The following is a 15,973-nucleotide window of genomic DNA, read 5'->3' on the forward strand; positions in this document are numbered from 1 at the left end:
AGGAAAACGGGGTTTTCCAAATGATGTTGTATTGCTATCTATTCATCCGAGGATGAATAGGGCATTTCACTCGTTGTTCAGTTTTCAAAGAACAAATTTTGTTGAAACGTACCATCTCTTATGTAAGTATGAGGTGCTCGTTTCAGCGTGTGCACCGCGTTGTCTCAGCGGCGACTTTTATAATATATCACAGGCTTTTAAGTAAATGCAACCCTTTTTTAAAAACTTTTTTTATAGGCGTGACTCCAAGCCTTGATAGAGTTGAATTTCTGCTATTTACCCATCCGTTTTTTTGTATATATAGACATCTGCTATCGGTCTCCAACTATATATTGCGTTTGTCTCTATTCAGATCCATTTAACAAGAAGAAACGCTTTCCTTGTCCTCAACTTAAGGAAGCAGCGTTTCCCAGTAGAAATTGTAAGGAACATTTAACGATAATTTCGTGAATTGATTGCGTAGCGTGACAATTCTTTTGGAGAAGCAATACGTGCATACATTCTAAAAATGATTTTATATCTTCTCGATATGGCCTGCTTAATATCTCCATCCAGCCTCGAATCATTCAGATCACTCAACATCTCATCCAGCTCTTTGCGGAGCACATAATCCAGTTCTTTACATTCTCTGTCATTAAATAATATTCCGAGCATAACCGTAAAGGGCCTCCTTTGAGAACATCACATTGGCTTCTACTATGTAACAAAAAAGCAGCGTCTAGATTTCTGCGTAGACACCGCTTTACTGTTATGCTCAAATATTGGAAAAAATATTACATCTAATTTTATTTTCCTAAAATCCATCCCGTTACTGTACTTTCGATCACAGCAGCAACTGCCAAGGCTACAATTAATAGCACCGTAACAGGCACTGAGCGTATTAAAAAGTATTCCAAGCTTTTTACGTTTGCTGCCGCTTTTGACCTGGCAAATAGCCCGCTTCCAAACAGCTTCAGCATAATGACACCAAACCGAATGCCATACGCACTTGCAATAATGATTGCTGGTATTTCAATCCATCCATGCGGCAAAATTCCTTTTATCATCAATTCAACAGTTTGCATGGCTCCGTACTTTTCCGCATTTAATTGCATCATATACCCCAATACCATTCCATTAACAACAAGAAATACAATAGGCAAAATCCCGAGCAGCGCCCCAAAATACATAATTAATACTGCTTTTATAGCATTATTGAAAAAAATAACGAGCAACATCGTCAATGTCGGATTAGTTGAGTTTTCAATTCCTCTGACAAGTTGATCCAGGCCTTCCAGCTGGCCATCTAAAAACTGCCGAAATGCCGGATTTATGCCTCCAATAATTATTCCTGCCAAAAAGATAATAGTGCCTAGCCCAATATAGCGGGACATTTGCCTAAAATGATCCCGAATTGCAGTCCATTTGAACATAAATATCTCCTTATCTTCGCAAATATTATGGACAAGATGAATATCTCGATTGTACGAGCATAGATTGTAGTACAAGCAAAAAATCGTACAGTGCCATTGTAACATCAGCAGCCCTTGCTGCTGCAATGGTATTCGACGAATATTAGCTTTAAAAGAGAGGAGAGCCTGTCCCCATGAATATGTTTTATGTATTGAATGGACGCAAGCTGAAAAAGTATTTCTTCATCATGATCGCCCTAGTCTTCTCTGTCGGTGTTATTTACGCGGAAAGGGACAATATTACTGTTTTTGCCCCCGACCAGCAAACTTCTGCTATTTATAGTGTGCCAACAGAGAAAAATGTAATTGCTTTAACCTTTGATATTAGCTGGGGAGACAAGAAGCTTGAACCCATCCTGCAGGTGCTGAAAGAAAAAAACGTGACACAAGCAACTTTCTTTGTATCTTCATTGTGGGCACAATCACAGCCAGAGCTAGTGAAAAAAATTCAAGAGGCGGGCTTTGAAATCGGCAGCAATGGCCACAAGCATGATTTCTACAGTAAGTTAAACGAAGAGGATATACGCAAGCAAATTATTACTGCGGATACGATATTATCTAAATTGACAGGCGAAAAGCCAACCTTGCTTCGCTTGCCTAATGGCGATTTCGACAAGCGTGTCCTTCAAATTGCCGATGAGCTGCAGTACAGAGTTATACAATGGGGTACCGATTCGATGGACTGGATGAATATTGGGACTGAAAAAATAGTAAACCGCGTCCTCGATAAAGCACATCCAGGCGACATTGTGCTCTTGCATGCAAGCGATACCGTTAAGCAAACGCATTTGGCGCTTCCCATTATTATTGATCAATTGCGTGAAAAAGGATACGAGTTTGCCTCCGTATCCGGTCTGTTATCGCAGACTGAAGTACAAGGCAAACCCGTACAAGATAAAACCACTTATATTTATTCTGAACTAAGCGCATCAGATAATGAATCTAATTCAGCATCTTAATACTTATCATACTTATTGCTTAGCCGGTTTTGCAGCTGCTGCTGCAGGACTGGCTTCTTCCTTTTTTAGCAAGCGGTGCATCATCATATTTTGATAAGCGTTGCACAAAAATAAAGGACTAAGCATAAATACAATCGCAGCAACATTCGTTTTCCCCTGCAATGCTGGCCAAGCTTCAACAAATGTTACCGTAAACATTAAAAACATAGTTGGAATAAATGCGGACCGATTCGTTTGTTTGACTTTAATCCATGCGCCAAGCAAGGAGATCACGAATAAGATTAACGGAAGCGTCCAAAAGAACCAGTTATTAGTCCGATCCTCGTACAAAACATATCCTAGTCCAAAAACGGCAAACAAAGTTGTATAGCCTTGCAGCGTATTCCATAGGTATTTTTTACGCAGTACGCTTAGTGCTATATAGTTCAAGGTCAAATAAGCAAAAAAGCCCATTTGGCTAAAGGCGCCAATCATTAGACCTGAGATCGCCATCATTAAAGCATTGAAGCCCGTAACTTCAATCCCAAGAAAACCAAACTCCTGATCCGTTAGCAGCATGATCGAGCCTACTATTACACAGACAACTGCGCCTACAGCCATCGTGCTCCAAAATAAAAAGAACCATTTTTTTAACGTCACGCCAATAATCCCCCTAGAGGTTTTGCCTTTATTTTACCACGATCACAACAAAAAGCTAACTGTATTCCATGATAATACGGTGAACAATGAGCATAATATGAATACTATTCAAGTTGTACTAAACAAGGCTGTACTAACGAAAGGAGTAAAATGATGCGCGTTCGCTGGATGCTTTTATTAATTTTAACGATATTCACGATGCTAGTGGCAGGCTGTGGATCAGAACCATCCAACAATTCTCAGCAAACAAGCTACAAGGATATGAAATCAATGGTCATCGACATTTTAAAAACAGAAGATGCGCAAAAGGCGTTACAGCAATCCTCTGAGCAGATGTCCGGATATTCCGCCCACTCCTCTAAGCTGCTTTCTATTCAAGACCAAGAAGAGGTTAGATTAGCGGTTAAAGATGTTATCAGTTCTCCGGATTATGACAAAGTGATTAAAAAGTTAATGACTGATACCCGTTTTGCAGGTGAGTTTGCCAAAGCGGTCAATAAGGAAAACAAGGATATTCATAAAGAGCTTATTAAGGACCCACAATATCAGGCGGAAATGATCAAAACCTTAAAAACGCCAGAAATGGATAAGCTTATTTTGGAAGTTCTCAAGAGCACGCAATATCGGAAAGAATTAATGTCTATTATGCAGGATGCCATGCAAAATCCAATCTTCAGATTGGAGCTGCTTGATTTGATGAAGACAGCCGTGAAGGAAGAGCTGCAGGTCAAGCCTGATGAAAAGGTGAAAAAGCAGCAAGAGGGGCAACAGGGTCAAGGTGGCCAAGGCCAAGGTGAGGGTGAAGGCGAAGACTCGAATATGGAGCAATCCGAAGATCAGCAATAGTGCTGAGGTATTTTGAAAAATAGAAACCCCTCCGCACCTGCATCAGGTGATGGAGGGGTTTCTATTTTCAGCTATTCGCATTTATTAATAACTGCTTGGGCAAGCTCTTTGTATAATTGACCTGTTTCTGTTTCTTCCTTATATACAGAAGGAGAAAAATCCGGCTCAGCTGGATGGTTTTCTGGCGCCCCTAGCGGTATTTGCGCGAGCAAATCGCAATTCAACGTTTCTGCTAAGCGTCCGCCGCCGCCTCTTCCGAAGACGTACTCTTTTTCCCCTGTGGAAGGCGACAAGTAATAAGACATGTTTTCAACTACACCGATAATCTCATGTTCGGTTTTGATTGCCATCGCGCCAGCCCGTGCAGCGACAAATGCTGCTGTAGCATGCGGTGTAGTCACGATAATTTCTTTGCTATGTGGTATAATTTGGTGTACATCCAAGGCGATATCACCTGTGCCTGGAGGCAGATCGAGCAGTAAATAATCCAGCTCTCCCCACGCAATTTCTTGGAAGAAATTGCGCAGCATTTTTCCGAGCATCGGACCGCGCCATACGATCGGACTATTATCTTCTACGAAAAAGCCCATGGACATCACTTTGACGCCAAATTTCTCAATTGGGATAACCTTTTCATTAATAACTTCCGGTCGCTCTTCAATCCCCATCATATCCGGTACGCTGAAGCCATAAATATCTGCATCGATAATACCTACCCGCTTGCCTTCACGAGCCAGCGCTGCAGCCAAATTAACGGTAACTGTCGATTTGCCTACGCCGCCCTTCCCGCTTGCAATTGCGATAAAGATTGTTTTGCTGCCCTCATCAAGTAAGGTGCTGTCCAAGCCTGCGCCATGTCCTTCAATCGTTCCTGCGCCCTGCTTTTTATTTTGACCGCCTGCCGCTGCATTTTGACCTGCTGCGATGGAGCCGCTTGCCTGCTCCTCTGACTCACCGCCGCGAAAGCGGCAGTGTACTGCTTCTACACCTAGCGGTGCAAGCGCTTTGTGAAGCGCGGCTTCAATTGCTGCTTGGGCTTGCTCGCCTGCTCCTACTACTGTGACGGAAACCTGCTGCTCACGTACCATCACATCACGAAAACTGACTTGATCCTTGCTATATTGTGCCATCACAAGCTCAATGGCTTCTACTGCCTGCTCACGCGTCAACATAAACTCTGTCCCACCCTTTGATTATTTCCTGTATGATTGTCTCTATTATATCATAGGTCAATACGAATCAAGCAATTACGGTTTCGCCGATGTTTGAATCGTTTCTCCTGAGCTGAAGCGAAGAATACCTTTGTAGATGGATGCCGCAACCATCCGCTGATACTCTGAATCTGCCAGTCTGGACGCTTCACCAGGATTTGATAAGAAGCCTACCTCAACTAACGCAACAGGAGTTTTCTCTAATGCTTTCAATAAATAAACCTCCGTTACTTCACCGGCCATTCTCGTCGTATTTTGCAGGTTATCACGCAATTCATTTTGTATTAGCGTAGCTAGCGTCCGGCTTTCAGCTATACTATTAGGATGATAAAAAGTTTGGGCGCCTGACCATTTCGAAGAAGGAATGCTGTTCATATGAATACTAATAACAGCGGCCGGCTGTTGTTCTTCAATTAATGCTACCCTCTTTTTTAAATCCTCCGTCTTTCGCTTGCTATAGGATCGTTGTCCTTCACTGGCCAGATCATAATCTCCCTCTCTCGTCATAATGACAAGTGCTCCTGATTGCTGCAAATAATCACGCAGCTGCAGGGCGATCGCTAAATTCAAATCTTTTTCAATCAACCCTTGCTTGCTTATTGCCCCGCCATCTACACCGCCATGGCCAGCATCAATAACAATTGTTTTTCCCGATAATGGCAATGTCCAATACGTCCATGAGCTTGCAGGCGCCATTCTTTGCGTAAGCAAAATAGTTACAAGTGTAATGACGACCGCAGCAAGCGTAACACGGACAGCACCTTTATAAGACATCCATACAACAAAGTGCCGGCTAATTCGGCGCATCGACCTACCACCTCATCCTACATATCAGTAATGCAATAAGCTCGTCTAAGCTATTGTCCTTATTATTTATATGGGACGAGGCATTTATTTATGTTTGTTCCTTATAATATCTGCGGGTTGTCTTTCGGCAGCTCTATTTAACCAGTGACGATGCGACCTCAATATGCTTGTTATAATCTTTCTTTAGTGCAACTGCTGCTGAAGAAATTAGCAGGGTTACCGCTACAATGCCTAAGAGAGAGACAATGTTACTTCTAATACTTGCATCGCCGCCGCCAAAAATAATCGTATAATAACCATCTGCACCATATGTAGCTGGCAATATAGAAGCTAATTTTATATACCCTTCAGAAAGCGCTGCTTTCGGCACAAGTACCCCTGATGTTACAAGCTGCAGGGAAAGAGCTAATATATTGAACAGCATCCCTAAATTTCCGAATAATAAAACAAAGATTTGCGCTAATGATAAAAACGCCCAGAACATGATGGATTGAAATAAGTAAATAGAAAAAGTGTTTACTTCGCTAGTGATATTAAAGATCGACATAAGCCCTATTGTTAGTATAGGGAGTATAAAAGCTACCCCGATATTTATAATCTGCCTGCTGGCAAATAGCCCCCATTTTGAAACGGACCCTTTAACTAATTGTAAGGCATCCTGATGCTGCATTATCATGACCATAGCTCCGACAAATGAAGAAATAATAATCATAAATGGCACAAAATTAGCCGCAAACCCTTCCGCATTGTTAACCTTTTTAATATCTGCTCCAATAGGCTTATCCTTCATATGTTCAACCAACATTTTCACAGAACTTCCAATAGAATCTGCCAGTTCCTTCGGGATAGCAGCATTACTTATCTGCTGGCCAAATACACTCGTCGCTTCTGATTTCTGAAAAGCAAACAATTGCTGATTAATCTGTTCATTGAGATGAAATGCCGTATTTTCCATCATCGTTTTTGTCAGTGATGAATTGGATTGATTAACCCAGTAGACAATACTTGCCTCTGCACCTGACTGCATGCTATTTGAAAGTGAATCAGGGATTTGGATAATCATTTCGATTTTACGATCGTTCATATCCGTCTGAGCAAGCTTCAGGGAGCTGTAGGTTTCAATTTGGAAAGGCAGACTTTCGTTTATTCTTTGAGCGATGTCCTGCCCAATCCCAGCATCCTCGTTCAGCAAGCCAACCTTTAAATGATTGAATCTGTCGCTTACCCCATCATAAGCTGTCATCCAGACCGTAAAGAAAATGAGTTGAAAGGCAATAGCTGCTGCTATGCCAATATAAGTTGCTCTAATTTTAAATAATGCTTTTAAACCTTTCACCATACGATCTCCTCCTAAAGAAAGTAAGTACATACTTGCATGTTGTTTGAAAAATAATTCTAGGGGGTTAATGCCCTAGAAAAAATAGATACATTCGTTTTCAATATTTGTTCGGTTGAAAGCTGCGTAACTTTGGCACCTAATCGGGCTCGTGACAGGAAATGACCAAAGTTGAAGTGAATGAGAGCCATAGCGACCGCTTCTACATCTGTATCGATCAGCTTTCCTTTACGGCTCATCTCCAATAAATAATTCATCAGCTCTTGCTTAATCTCCAAGGGAATGTTAGCAATTTCCTCATCAATCTCCGGAAAAGCCCCTGCCTCTTTGAAGCCAATTAATACAAAGTCTTTAATCGACATCATATAAGCTTGATATTCAAGGAAAAAATGATACAAGTCTTTCTCCAAATCCCAATAAACCTTCTCTTGAACGACTTTCCGCAGCACGGGTCCATATGAAAATTTCTGTATGATCGCTCGCAATAAGCCTCTTTTATTGCCAAAGTGACGAAAAAGCGTAACTTCATTAACCCCTGCCTGCTCAGCAATAGCTTTTGTTGTCGCTGCTGTGTAGCCCTTTAAGCTAACTAATTCAATGGCTGCCTCAATAATTCGATCAGCGGTAGATTGCATAATGATCTGACCCTTTCAAACAATGCAAGTGAATACTTGCATTGTAGTATAATTAGCCCCCATAGTCAACAGTTGTATTGTTTGAATAGCCGCTACGCATAAAATTAAAGCCCTTGGCCAATAATGGCCAAGGGCTGAAACTTTTTGAAATACAAGAAATATTAACGCTTCGAGAACTGTGGAGCACGACGAGCAGCTTTAAGACCGTATTTCTTACGTTCTTTCATACGCTGATCGCGAGTCAAGAAGCCCGCACGCTTCAAAGCTGGACGGAATTCTGGGTCAGCTTTAAGCAAAGCACGGGAAATACCGTGACGGATTGCTCCTGCTTGTCCGGACATACCGCCGCCATTAGCAATAACAAGAACATCGTACTTGGACAATGTATCTGTTAGGTTAAGCGGCTGCTTAACGATTAATTTCAAAGTTTCCAATCCGAAATATTCGTTCAAATCGCGTTTATTAACAATGATTCGTCCTTCACCCGGCACAAGACGTACGCGTGCTACAGAGTGTTTACGACGACCGGTTCCATAGTATTGCACTTGAGCCATGAACCTTGTCCTCCTCTTTATTAACCGCGAAGTTCGTAAACTTCTGGGTTTTGTGCTTGATGTGGATGCTCCGCACCTGCGTATACTTTAAGTTTAAGCTTCATTTTCTCGCCAAGACGGTTTTTAGGCAGCATGCCATGAACAGCTAGCTCGATAACACGTTCAGGTTTTTTACTGATCATTTCATGAGCTGGAGTAGCTTTCAATCCGCCTGAGTAGCCAGAGTGACGATAGTACATTTTGTCAGCCAATTTGTTGCCAGTAAGAACAATTTTTTCAGCATTGATTACTACTACAAAGTCGCCAGTATCCACATGCGGTGTGAATTGTGGCTTGTGCTTGCCGCGAATAAGGCTAGCAACCTCTGTAGCCAAACGACCTAGCGTTTTACCAGTTGCGTCTACAACGAACCATTTACGCTCAACTTCGTTTGTCTTTGCCATATAAGTGGTACGCATGGATGATCCTCCTTCATTCTCTTACCTTAATCATTTTATAGCAGCATTTTAAAAAAGAATCCGTACGTCCTCTTATGAGGCACATCCGATCTTTAACGTGCTCATTACTATTAGATCGATTGGTAAATGACTTACCTTCGAAATATATTTGCAATTACATAGTTGAATGGCCATTCTTAGTCGGGGCTGTGGGAGAGCCACTAAGAAAGCACAACTAATATTCTACTACATGGGCGTATCAAGTGCAAGCTATTCCGTGCATTTTTCGCTTATAAATTCGTCATTATTTTTAGCGATTGCATACTTTCGTCTCATATCTAACTCAAACGTTCAAAAGCGATTTGTTACTATAAATAAAGTCTGAAAATATTTACAAATTTTCCGTTTCATAATATATGCTTATTATAAGGCATCTATGCCACTGGACCTTAGTCGTAGATTCAACTACATCAATAGACGGTTAACTTAAACTGAATAGTACTGCTACAATAAGGTAACGATTACGAAAAGGAGTTTTTTTATGCGACGTTCATCATTGCTCGGATTACTGCTTATTATTATTGGCGTATTCTTTTTATTTACATTAACCAGCTCATCATTTTCTTGGGATTCGTTATGGTCCAAGATTTCAAAGGATATTAATTATGAAAGACAGTTTGCGGTTGAAAAAATTGAAGAGCTTGATATTGAAACAAGCAGCACAAATATTGAGTTTGTGCAAAGCAAGGATAACCAAGGGCGCGCTCTGCTAACAGGCAAAGTGGCCGGACTGTTTGGCAAAAAGGTGGAGCTGAATGTAGATGAGCAGCAAAATAAGCTAGTTATCCGCAGTAAACATAACAGTATTGGCATAGGCTATTTCAGCGCCAAGCTTGTTATCGAGCTGCCTGAAAAAGTATGGAACAAAGTTACTGTAAACAGCACAAGCGGCAATATTAAGCTAAACCACTTACAAGCGGCTGAGAGTCAAATTAAATTAAACTCTGGCAATCTTACCGTAGATCAGCTGATCTCTCAAAAGGCGGATCTGGATGCAACAAGCGGAAATCTTAAGGTAACAAATAGCCGTATCGCCTCCTTGTCCCTAAAGACAAATAGCGGTGGTATAACAGCAAACGTCATGGACGCGTCACAAATACAGTTCAAATCTACAAGCGGCAACGTAACTATTAACGGGGAAACTATTGTGGTAGACGGGAAAGTTACGTCGGGAAACGTAAAGTTGACTGCTGATGAAATTATCGGCGACTCCAAGCTGCAAGTCACAAGCGGCAACATCACCGTAAATTTAAAGAAAGCTCCTGTTGACCTGGCGATTAATTACGAAGGAAGCTCTGGAACTGGCAGAATTAAGCAGGACGGCTTTAAATATACGTATGAAGGCAAGCATAACAATTCCTTCAAAGGTGCGTTTGGCGAAGGAAGCATTGCTCTAAATGTAAAAACATCTTCTGGCAACTTCACTCTGCAGTAAACTAGCTAGCTTCTATATAACTTTTTACAAAGACAGTAATGAACTTTTAAGGGTTGCCACAAACGCTATTTGTGCAAAAATGACAGCTTGAATTTTCTAACGGTTGCTATCGTGCTTAATATCTTAAAAACCGCTGATTTCTTAGCAAAATGGTGCAATAGCGTACATGACAACCGTTAAAATATTAATTAGGTTAAAAACATCGAAATAGCCTTGATGACAACCGTTATGGCAATTTTGGCAGTCGATTATTGTTATACATTGAAAAAGACCGACTCTTCCTATGAAGTGTCGGTCTTGCTTATATTTCTATATCATATTGCACATCGACCAATACTAATCCTTGGGCTAACGCAGTTGGACCGGCTTTGGAGCGGTCCTTCGCCTCTAATATCCGCTTCATATCAATTGGCGCTATTTTGCCTTGTCCGACCCAAAGCAAAGTCCCCATAATAGCTCGCACCATGTTATACGTAAAACCATTGCCGGTAATCACCATATGCCAGAAAACGCCTTCTCGCTCCAAAGAAGCGTCATAAACGGTTCTAACATGATGAGCCTTCGTTGACCTTGTTGATGTATAAGACGTGTAATCATGCTCGCCAACAATATAGGTCAATGCTTCCTTCATCGCGTCAAAATTCAATTTGACAGGGTGATGAAGCCTGTACTGCCTGCCGAGCACAGCAGGGAATTTACCTGTATCAAGTGTATAACGATACGTTTTGCGTATAGCGGAGTGCCGGGCGTGAAATCGGTCCGGCGCTTCTGCTGCCGAGAGCACAACGATATCATCAGGCAAAATCGTATTCAGTGCAATAGCAAAGCGGTCAATCGGAATTTTTGAAGCTGTCTGAAAATGAAATACTTGTCCTTCCGCATGCACGCCCGCATCCGTCCGTCCCGAACCATGAATAACAACCGGTTCATGAACAAGCTTGGCTAGCGCTTTCTCAATTTCATCCTGCACGGTTCTGCCATAAGGCTGTGACTGGAATCCATTGAAATTCGTTCCATCATAGCTCACTCGTACTGCGATGTTGCGCAAGAGATTCCAGCCTCCTCTTTGTTATCATTGCAATACAATACACCCATAAATTCAAAAAAAGGTGGCCGCTAAGGTCCACCCTTTTTTAAAAAGAAGAAACTACACTGCCTACCTATTAGAGTCGACAGGGCTTCTTCGAAAATTGTTACTTAAAACAGGAATGATCGCTTATCCGCGATCAACCAGTTCCAAATACACCATAGGCGCAGCATCACCGCGGCGAGGTCCCAGCTTAAGGATACGCGTGTATCCGCCAGCACGCTCAGCGTAACGCTCAGCCAGTTCGGAGAACAGCTTTTGAATTGCATCCTTTTCGCCGTCTACAGTTTCGCGACGAACGAAAGCAGCAACTTGACGACGTGCATGCAAATCACCTTTTTTAGCTTTAGTGATCAGCTTTTCAGCGATAGAACGAACTTCTTTCGCCTTTGCTTCAGTCGTTTGAATGCGCTCATATAGGAACAAGTCTGTGACAAGGTCACGGAACAATGCTTTACGTGCACTGGAGTCACGTCCTAATTTTTGATATGCCATTTGTTTTCCCCTCCCTTGCTCGTTTGTCTAAACAATGCTGAGTCCTACTCTTCCGTACGTAGACCAAGTCCAAGCTCTTCAAGCTTCTCTTGAACTTCCTCGAGTGATTTGCGACCAAGGTTACGCACCTTCATCATATCCTCTTCGGATTTCGTAATTAGCTCTTGAACTGTATTGATACCCGCACGCTTCAAGCAGTTGTATGAACGTACAGAAAGATCCAGCTCCTCGATTGTCATCTCCAGAACTTTTTCTTTCTTATCTTCTTCTTTTTCGACCATAATCTCAGCGTCTTTGGCCTCATCCGTCAATCCTACAAACAAATCCAAATGCTCTGTTAGAATTTTTGCGCCAAGGCTTACCGCCTCTTCTGGACGAATACTGCCGTCAGTCCAAACTTCAAGCGTCAGCTTGTCATAGTTTGTAACTTGACCTACGCGAGTATTTTCCACGCTGTAGTTCACACGAGTAATCGGCGTGTAGATCGAATCAACTGGAATTACGCCAATCGGTTGATCATCACTCTTGTTCCGGTCCGCCTGTACGTATCCGCGTCCCCGATTAGCAAAAATTCGCATATGGAGTCGTGCGCCGGAGGCCAAGGTTGCAATGTGAAGATCAGGGCTTAAAATCTCGACATCGCTGTCCGCTCGAATGTCTCCCGCTGTTATGTTTCCTTCACCGTCAGCATCGATCTCCAACACTTTCTCTTCGTCAGAGTGGATTTTGAGCGATAGGCGCTTCAGGTTTAGAATGATTTCCGTTACGTCTTCAATCACTCCAGGAATCGTAGAAAACTCGTGAAGCACTCCGTCAATTTGAACCGATGTTACTGCAGCACCCGGCAACGACGACAGCAAAATTCGGCGTAGCGAATTGCCAAGTGTTGTTCCGTATCCGCGTTCCAACGGCTCGACTACGAAGCGCCCATAAGTTCCTTCATCATTTAATTCTACGGTTTCGATTTTCGGCTTTTCGATCTCAATCACTAATAGTACCCTCCTTCAAACGTCACTCCGTGTTACCTTGTCGATCTTGTGTTAAACCTAGTAGTATGCCAAACCTTCACAACCATTATTCACAAGTTGCGGTTATTTGATACCACCGCGGATTAAGCTACTATACGCGACGACGTTTCGGTGGGCGGCATCCGTTATGCGGAACTGGTGTTACATCCTTAATGAGGTTAACTTCCAATCCAGCTGCTTGAAGCGAGCGAATTGCTGCTTCGCGGCCAGCGCCTGGGCCTTTAACCATGACTTCAACCGTTCTCATGCCATGTTCCATCGCTGCTTTTGCTGCAGTTTCAGCAGCCATTTGAGCTGCAAAAGGTGTGCTCTTACGCGAACCTTTGAATCCAAGGTTACCAGAGCTTGCCCATGAAATTGCGTTGCCATGCGGATCTGTAATTGTAACAATTGTATTGTTAAACGTTGAGCGGATATGCGCAACGCCAGAGTCAATATTCTTCCGATCACGACGTTTCGTGCGAACGACTTTTTTACCTTTAGCCATTGTCCATTATCCTCCCTTCTTATTTCTTCTTGTTAGCTACAGTACGACGAGGTCCTTTACGCGTACGCGCATTCGTTTTCGTGCGTTGACCGCGAACAGGCAATCCACGACGATGACGAAGACCACGGTAGCAGCCGATCTCAGTTAGACGTTTAATGTTAAGTGAAATTTCACGACGTAGGTCGCCTTCCACTTTAACTGTTTTATCGATTGTTTCACGAAGACGAGCCAATTCATCCTCAGTCAAATCGCGAACACGAGTGTTAGCATTAACATCTGATTCAGCAAGAATTTTTTGAGAAGTTTTCTTACCGATACCAAAGATGTACGTCAGGGCGATTTCTATGCGTTTGTCACGCGGAATATCTACACCAGCTATACGTGCCATGGACTATTTCCCTCCTTTTATCCTTGTTTTTGTTTGTGTTTCGGATTTTCACAAATGACCATAACATTGCCTTTGCGACGAATAACTTTGCATTTTTCGCAAATCGGCTTAACCGAAGGTCTAACCTTCATTGTGATTACCTCCCGAATCTCTCGTCGGCAGGCCTATGACAGCCTACTTCCGATAAGTGATGCGCCCTCTTGTTAAATCATAAGGCGATAACTGTATAACCACTTTGTCTCCTGTCAGAATACGAATAAAATGCATTCTAAGCTTACCGGAAACATGTGCGAGAATCTGATGTCCGTTCTCCAGCTCCACCTTGAACATGGCATTCGGCAACGGTTCTACTACCGTACCTTCGACCTCAATGACGTCTTCCTTAGCCACCGTCATTCTCCTTTCGCATGCGCGTACTTCTGAATCACATAACGTAACTTGGCATTGGTCACCCTGCCTGTTTCTAGCAAGCTGCTTGTTACCTCTTGACTAATGGCAGGCTGTAACTCAAGATGCAGAACGTTCTTTTTCTTCGCTTGATCAAATCTACGCTTTTTACCATCGACAATCAGCACAAACCTCTCATCGACAATCTTTATAATAACAGCATAGCTGTCTTCATCTTTGCCGCGAAGCACTTTGACAAATTGACCAACCTGCGGCTGTACATCCGTAGCCATAACTATGGCTGCTGCGGCAGCATGGTCAAAATTTCAAAGCCGTCCTCCGTAACGGCGACTGTATGCTCAAAGTGAGCACACCAGGAACCGTCCTGTGTTACGACTGTCCAATTGTCCTCAAGCGTTCTGACATATCGTTCACCGATATTAACCATTGGCTCGATGGCAAGCACCATTCCCGGCTTTAGACGAGGGCCTCGATCTGGAATGCCGTAGTTCGGTATTTGCGGCTCTTCATGCAGATCCGCGCCGATTCCGTGCCCCACGTATTCGCGAACAATCGAAAATCCTGCATCTTCTACGACCTTTTGAATGGCATGTGAAATTGTATAAAGTCTAACGTCAGGCTTGATGAGCGCAAGCCCCGCATATAGCGATTGCTCCGTCACATCCAGCAGTCTTTGAACCTCATCGGATACTGCTCCAACCGCATAGGTCCAAGCTGAATCTCCGTGATAGCCTTCAAACTGTGCTCCGATATCGAGACTAACAATATCACCTTCGTTTAACTTGCGCGAACTTGGGAAGCCATGTACCAGCTCGTCATTGACTGAAGCACAAACGCTGGAAGGAAAACCATTGTAACCTTTGAAGGATGGAACAGCCTTCTGACTCCGGATGAAGTCTTCGGCAATTTTATCAAGCTCGGCTGTAGTAATACCAGGCCTAACATTTTGTTTCATAAGCTGGTGCGTCGCAGCTACGATGCGGCCAGCTTCCCTCATATATGTCAGCTCCGACTGGGATTTGCATATAATCATTACAATGTACCTTTCAAGCAAGAGATAATATCGCTAGATACAACGTTAATATCTTTCTCGCCGTCGACTTCTCGCAATAAACCTTTACCTCTGTAATAGTCAAGAAGCGGCGCAGTTTTGGATGTATATTCATCCAATCTAGTGCCTACCTTCGCTTCTGTATCATCTGAACGCTGATACAGCTCTCCGCCATCCTTGTCGCAAACTCCTTCAAGCTTTGGAGGATTGAACATTACATGATAGGTTGCTCCGCAAGTTTTGCAGAGGCGTCTGCCCGTCAAGCGAGCAAGAAGCAATCCGCGGTCAACTTTTAAATTTACTACATGATCAATGCTGCGACCCAGCTCAGCCAGCATGCCGTCAAGTGCTTCAGCTTGCTGCAGCGTGCGTGGAAAGCCGTCGAGCAAAAATCCTTTTTCGCAGTCGCTTTGTGCCAAACGTTCCTTTACGATTCCATTCGTAATCTCATCAGGAACGAGAAGGCCTTGATCGACATACTCTTTCGCTTTAAGCCCAAGAGGAGTGCCTTCCTTCATCGCCAAGCGAAATGCATCGCCTGTTGATAGATGAGGAATACCAAACTCTTGTACAATTCTCTCCGCTTGTGTACCTTTACCGGCTCCCGGAGGACCCATAAATAAAATATTCATTATCATGTTCCTCGCTTTAAACACAAT

The 15,973-nt window shown here is 43.0% G+C and carries 22 protein-coding genes; 3 read left to right on the forward strand and 19 right to left on the reverse strand.

Annotated elements, in window-relative coordinates; all coding sequences use genetic code 11:
• Positions 1 to 432: 432 nt before the first annotated feature.
• Positions 433 to 654, reverse strand: coding sequence for a hypothetical protein (locus ACRRU2_RS16540; RefSeq protein WP_331702045.1), 222 nt, complete (start codon positions 652 to 654; stop codon positions 433 to 435).
• Positions 655 to 785: 131 nt separating this feature from the next.
• A complete protein-coding gene (locus ACRRU2_RS16545; protein WP_432503332.1) occupies positions 786 to 1,412 on the reverse strand; it encodes a stage II sporulation protein M in 627 nt (208 codons plus the stop codon).
• Positions 1,413 to 1,585: 173 nt separating this feature from the next.
• Here ACRRU2_RS16545 and pdaB point away from each other — a divergent pair, with 173 nt between their 5' ends.
• Positions 1,586 to 2,410: a polysaccharide deacetylase family sporulation protein PdaB gene (gene pdaB / locus ACRRU2_RS16550; protein ID WP_432503334.1), complete on the forward strand. Its 825-nt coding sequence runs from the start codon at positions 1,586 to 1,588 to the stop codon at positions 2,408 to 2,410.
• Positions 2,411 to 2,422: 12 nt separating this feature from the next.
• Here pdaB and ACRRU2_RS16555 read toward each other — a convergent pair whose 3' ends face one another.
• Positions 2,423 to 3,049, reverse strand: coding sequence for a KinB-signaling pathway activation protein (locus tag ACRRU2_RS16555; protein ID WP_331702048.1), 627 nt, complete (start codon positions 3,047 to 3,049; stop codon positions 2,423 to 2,425).
• A 150-nt stretch (positions 3,050 to 3,199) separates the two neighbouring features.
• On the opposite strand from ACRRU2_RS16555, the gene gerD reads away from it, so the two are divergent.
• A complete protein-coding gene (gerD, locus tag ACRRU2_RS16560; protein ID WP_432503336.1) occupies positions 3,200 to 3,895 on the forward strand; it encodes a spore germination lipoprotein GerD in 696 nt (231 codons plus the stop codon).
• A 71-nt stretch (positions 3,896 to 3,966) separates the two neighbouring features.
• Here the strand turns inward: gerD and ACRRU2_RS16565 are convergent, their stop codons facing one another.
• The 6 genes from ACRRU2_RS16565 to rplM all read right to left on the reverse strand — a co-directional run bounded on the left by ACRRU2_RS16565 (position 3,967) and on the right by rplM (position 8,896).
• Positions 3,967 to 5,067 carry an Mrp/NBP35 family ATP-binding protein gene (locus ACRRU2_RS16565; protein WP_432503338.1) on the reverse strand — a complete coding sequence of 367 codons (1,101 nt, stop codon included), beginning with the start codon at positions 5,065 to 5,067 and terminating at the stop codon, positions 3,967 to 3,969.
• 75 nt (positions 5,068 to 5,142) lie between these two features.
• Positions 5,143 to 5,913, reverse strand: a complete 771-nt coding sequence (gene cwlD / locus ACRRU2_RS16570) for an N-acetylmuramoyl-L-alanine amidase CwlD (RefSeq protein WP_432503340.1) — start codon at positions 5,911 to 5,913, stop codon at positions 5,143 to 5,145.
• 133 nt (positions 5,914 to 6,046) lie between these two features.
• Positions 6,047 to 7,252: a YhgE/Pip domain-containing protein gene (locus tag ACRRU2_RS16575; protein ID WP_432503342.1), complete on the reverse strand. Its 1,206-nt coding sequence runs from the start codon at positions 7,250 to 7,252 to the stop codon at positions 6,047 to 6,049.
• Positions 7,253 to 7,308: 56 nt separating this feature from the next.
• Complete coding sequence (locus tag ACRRU2_RS16580) at positions 7,309 to 7,884, reverse strand: TetR/AcrR family transcriptional regulator (RefSeq protein ID WP_432503344.1); 576 nt, start codon at positions 7,882 to 7,884, stop codon at positions 7,309 to 7,311.
• 161 nt (positions 7,885 to 8,045) lie between these two features.
• Positions 8,046 to 8,438 (reverse strand): 30S ribosomal protein S9, encoded by a 393-nt coding sequence (rpsI, locus tag ACRRU2_RS16585; protein WP_331702056.1) that lies wholly within the window; start codon positions 8,436 to 8,438, stop codon positions 8,046 to 8,048.
• Between the two features lie 20 nt (positions 8,439 to 8,458).
• Positions 8,459 to 8,896 (reverse strand): 50S ribosomal protein L13, encoded by a 438-nt coding sequence (gene rplM / locus ACRRU2_RS16590; protein ID WP_331702057.1) that lies wholly within the window; start codon positions 8,894 to 8,896, stop codon positions 8,459 to 8,461.
• A 520-nt stretch (positions 8,897 to 9,416) separates the two neighbouring features.
• On the opposite strand from rplM, the gene ACRRU2_RS16595 reads away from it, so the two are divergent.
• A complete protein-coding gene (locus ACRRU2_RS16595) occupies positions 9,417 to 10,370 on the forward strand; it encodes a DUF4097 family beta strand repeat-containing protein (protein WP_432503347.1) in 954 nt (317 codons plus the stop codon).
• 301 nt (positions 10,371 to 10,671) lie between these two features.
• On the opposite strand, the gene truA is transcribed toward ACRRU2_RS16595, so the two are convergent.
• The 10 genes from truA to ACRRU2_RS16645 all read right to left on the reverse strand — a co-directional run bounded on the left by truA (position 10,672) and on the right by ACRRU2_RS16645 (position 15,946).
• Complete coding sequence (gene truA, locus ACRRU2_RS16600; protein WP_331702059.1) at positions 10,672 to 11,418, reverse strand: tRNA pseudouridine(38-40) synthase TruA; 747 nt, start codon at positions 11,416 to 11,418, stop codon at positions 10,672 to 10,674.
• 168 nt (positions 11,419 to 11,586) lie between these two features.
• On the reverse strand, positions 11,587 to 11,952 hold the full coding sequence (rplQ, locus tag ACRRU2_RS16605) for a 50S ribosomal protein L17 (RefSeq protein WP_331702060.1): 366 nt from the start codon (positions 11,950 to 11,952) through the stop codon (positions 11,587 to 11,589).
• Between the two features lie 44 nt (positions 11,953 to 11,996).
• Positions 11,997 to 12,941, reverse strand: coding sequence for a DNA-directed RNA polymerase subunit alpha (locus ACRRU2_RS16610; RefSeq protein ID WP_331702061.1), 945 nt, complete (start codon positions 12,939 to 12,941; stop codon positions 11,997 to 11,999).
• Positions 12,942 to 13,071: 130 nt separating this feature from the next.
• Positions 13,072 to 13,467, reverse strand: a complete 396-nt coding sequence (rpsK, locus tag ACRRU2_RS16615) for a 30S ribosomal protein S11 (RefSeq protein ID WP_331702062.1) — start codon at positions 13,465 to 13,467, stop codon at positions 13,072 to 13,074.
• Positions 13,468 to 13,486: 19 nt separating this feature from the next.
• The gene (gene rpsM / locus ACRRU2_RS16620; RefSeq protein ID WP_331702063.1) at positions 13,487 to 13,855 is read right to left on the reverse strand and encodes a 30S ribosomal protein S13; all 369 of its coding nucleotides are present in this window, start codon (positions 13,853 to 13,855) and stop codon (positions 13,487 to 13,489) included.
• 17 nt (positions 13,856 to 13,872) lie between these two features.
• Entirely contained in the window at positions 13,873 to 13,986 is a 114-nt protein-coding gene (gene rpmJ, locus ACRRU2_RS16625; RefSeq protein WP_003333770.1) for a 50S ribosomal protein L36, read from the reverse strand.
• Positions 13,987 to 14,029: 43 nt separating this feature from the next.
• Positions 14,030 to 14,245 carry a translation initiation factor IF-1 gene (gene infA, locus ACRRU2_RS16630; RefSeq protein WP_116065578.1) on the reverse strand — a complete coding sequence of 72 codons (216 nt, stop codon included), beginning with the start codon at positions 14,243 to 14,245 and terminating at the stop codon, positions 14,030 to 14,032.
• A 2-nt stretch (positions 14,246 to 14,247) separates the two neighbouring features.
• Positions 14,248 to 14,535 carry a KOW domain-containing RNA-binding protein gene (locus tag ACRRU2_RS16635; RefSeq protein WP_331702065.1) on the reverse strand — a complete coding sequence of 96 codons (288 nt, stop codon included), beginning with the start codon at positions 14,533 to 14,535 and terminating at the stop codon, positions 14,248 to 14,250.
• Positions 14,536 to 14,537: 2 nt separating this feature from the next.
• Positions 14,538 to 15,296 (reverse strand): type I methionyl aminopeptidase, encoded by a 759-nt coding sequence (map, locus tag ACRRU2_RS16640; protein ID WP_331702066.1) that lies wholly within the window; start codon positions 15,294 to 15,296, stop codon positions 14,538 to 14,540.
• Positions 15,296 to 15,946, reverse strand: coding sequence for an adenylate kinase (locus ACRRU2_RS16645; protein WP_331702067.1), 651 nt, complete (start codon positions 15,944 to 15,946; stop codon positions 15,296 to 15,298). The genes map and ACRRU2_RS16645 overlap by 1 nt, the downstream gene beginning before the upstream one ends.
• Between the last annotated feature and the right edge of the window lie 27 nt (positions 15,947 to 15,973).

Source organism: Paenibacillus sp. GXUN7292 (assembly GCF_050864975.1).
Taxonomy (GTDB): domain Bacteria; phylum Bacillota; class Bacilli; order Paenibacillales; family Paenibacillaceae; genus Pristimantibacillus.

What these genes read in the sequence shown, in the direction of transcription:
- ACRRU2_RS16645 (WP_331702067.1), bottom strand. Translation starts at nt 15,946, where the DNA reads ATGAATATTTTATTTATGGGTCCTCCGGGAGCCGGTAAAGGTACACAA.
- rpsM (WP_331702063.1), bottom strand. Translation starts at nt 13,855, where the DNA reads ATGGCACGTATAGCTGGTGTAGATATTCCGCGTGACAAACGCATAGAA.
- ACRRU2_RS16595 (WP_432503347.1), top strand. Translation starts at nt 9,417, where the DNA reads ATGCGACGTTCATCATTGCTCGGATTACTGCTTATTATTATTGGCGTA.
- pdaB (WP_432503334.1), top strand. Translation starts at nt 1,586, where the DNA reads ATGAATATGTTTTATGTATTGAATGGACGCAAGCTGAAAAAGTATTTC.
- ACRRU2_RS16635 (WP_331702065.1), bottom strand. Translation starts at nt 14,535, where the DNA reads ATGGCTACGGATGTACAGCCGCAGGTTGGTCAATTTGTCAAAGTGCTT.
- gerD (WP_432503336.1), top strand. Translation starts at nt 3,200, where the DNA reads ATGATGCGCGTTCGCTGGATGCTTTTATTAATTTTAACGATATTCACG.
- ACRRU2_RS16565 (WP_432503338.1), bottom strand. Translation starts at nt 5,067, where the DNA reads ATGTTGACGCGTGAGCAGGCAGTAGAAGCCATTGAGCTTGTGATGGCA.
- rpsI (WP_331702056.1), bottom strand. Translation starts at nt 8,438, where the DNA reads ATGGCTCAAGTGCAATACTATGGAACCGGTCGTCGTAAACACTCTGTA.
- ACRRU2_RS16545 (WP_432503332.1), bottom strand. Translation starts at nt 1,412, where the DNA reads ATGTTCAAATGGACTGCAATTCGGGATCATTTTAGGCAAATGTCCCGC.
- ACRRU2_RS16540 (WP_331702045.1), bottom strand. Translation starts at nt 654, where the DNA reads ATGCTCGGAATATTATTTAATGACAGAGAATGTAAAGAACTGGATTAT.
- rplM (WP_331702057.1), bottom strand. Translation starts at nt 8,896, where the DNA reads ATGCGTACCACTTATATGGCAAAGACAAACGAAGTTGAGCGTAAATGG.
- rplQ (WP_331702060.1), bottom strand. Translation starts at nt 11,952, where the DNA reads ATGGCATATCAAAAATTAGGACGTGACTCCAGTGCACGTAAAGCATTG.
- rpmJ (WP_003333770.1), bottom strand. Translation starts at nt 13,986, where the DNA reads ATGAAGGTTAGACCTTCGGTTAAGCCGATTTGCGAAAAATGCAAAGTT.
- ACRRU2_RS16575 (WP_432503342.1), bottom strand. Translation starts at nt 7,252, where the DNA reads ATGGTGAAAGGTTTAAAAGCATTATTTAAAATTAGAGCAACTTATATT.
- cwlD (WP_432503340.1), bottom strand. Translation starts at nt 5,913, where the DNA reads ATGCGCCGAATTAGCCGGCACTTTGTTGTATGGATGTCTTATAAAGGT.
- ACRRU2_RS16580 (WP_432503344.1), bottom strand. Translation starts at nt 7,884, where the DNA reads ATGCAATCTACCGCTGATCGAATTATTGAGGCAGCCATTGAATTAGTT.
- rpsK (WP_331702062.1), bottom strand. Translation starts at nt 13,467, where the DNA reads ATGGCTAAAGGTAAAAAAGTCGTTCGCACGAAACGTCGTGATCGGAAG.
- map (WP_331702066.1), bottom strand. Translation starts at nt 15,296, where the DNA reads ATGATTATATGCAAATCCCAGTCGGAGCTGACATATATGAGGGAAGCT.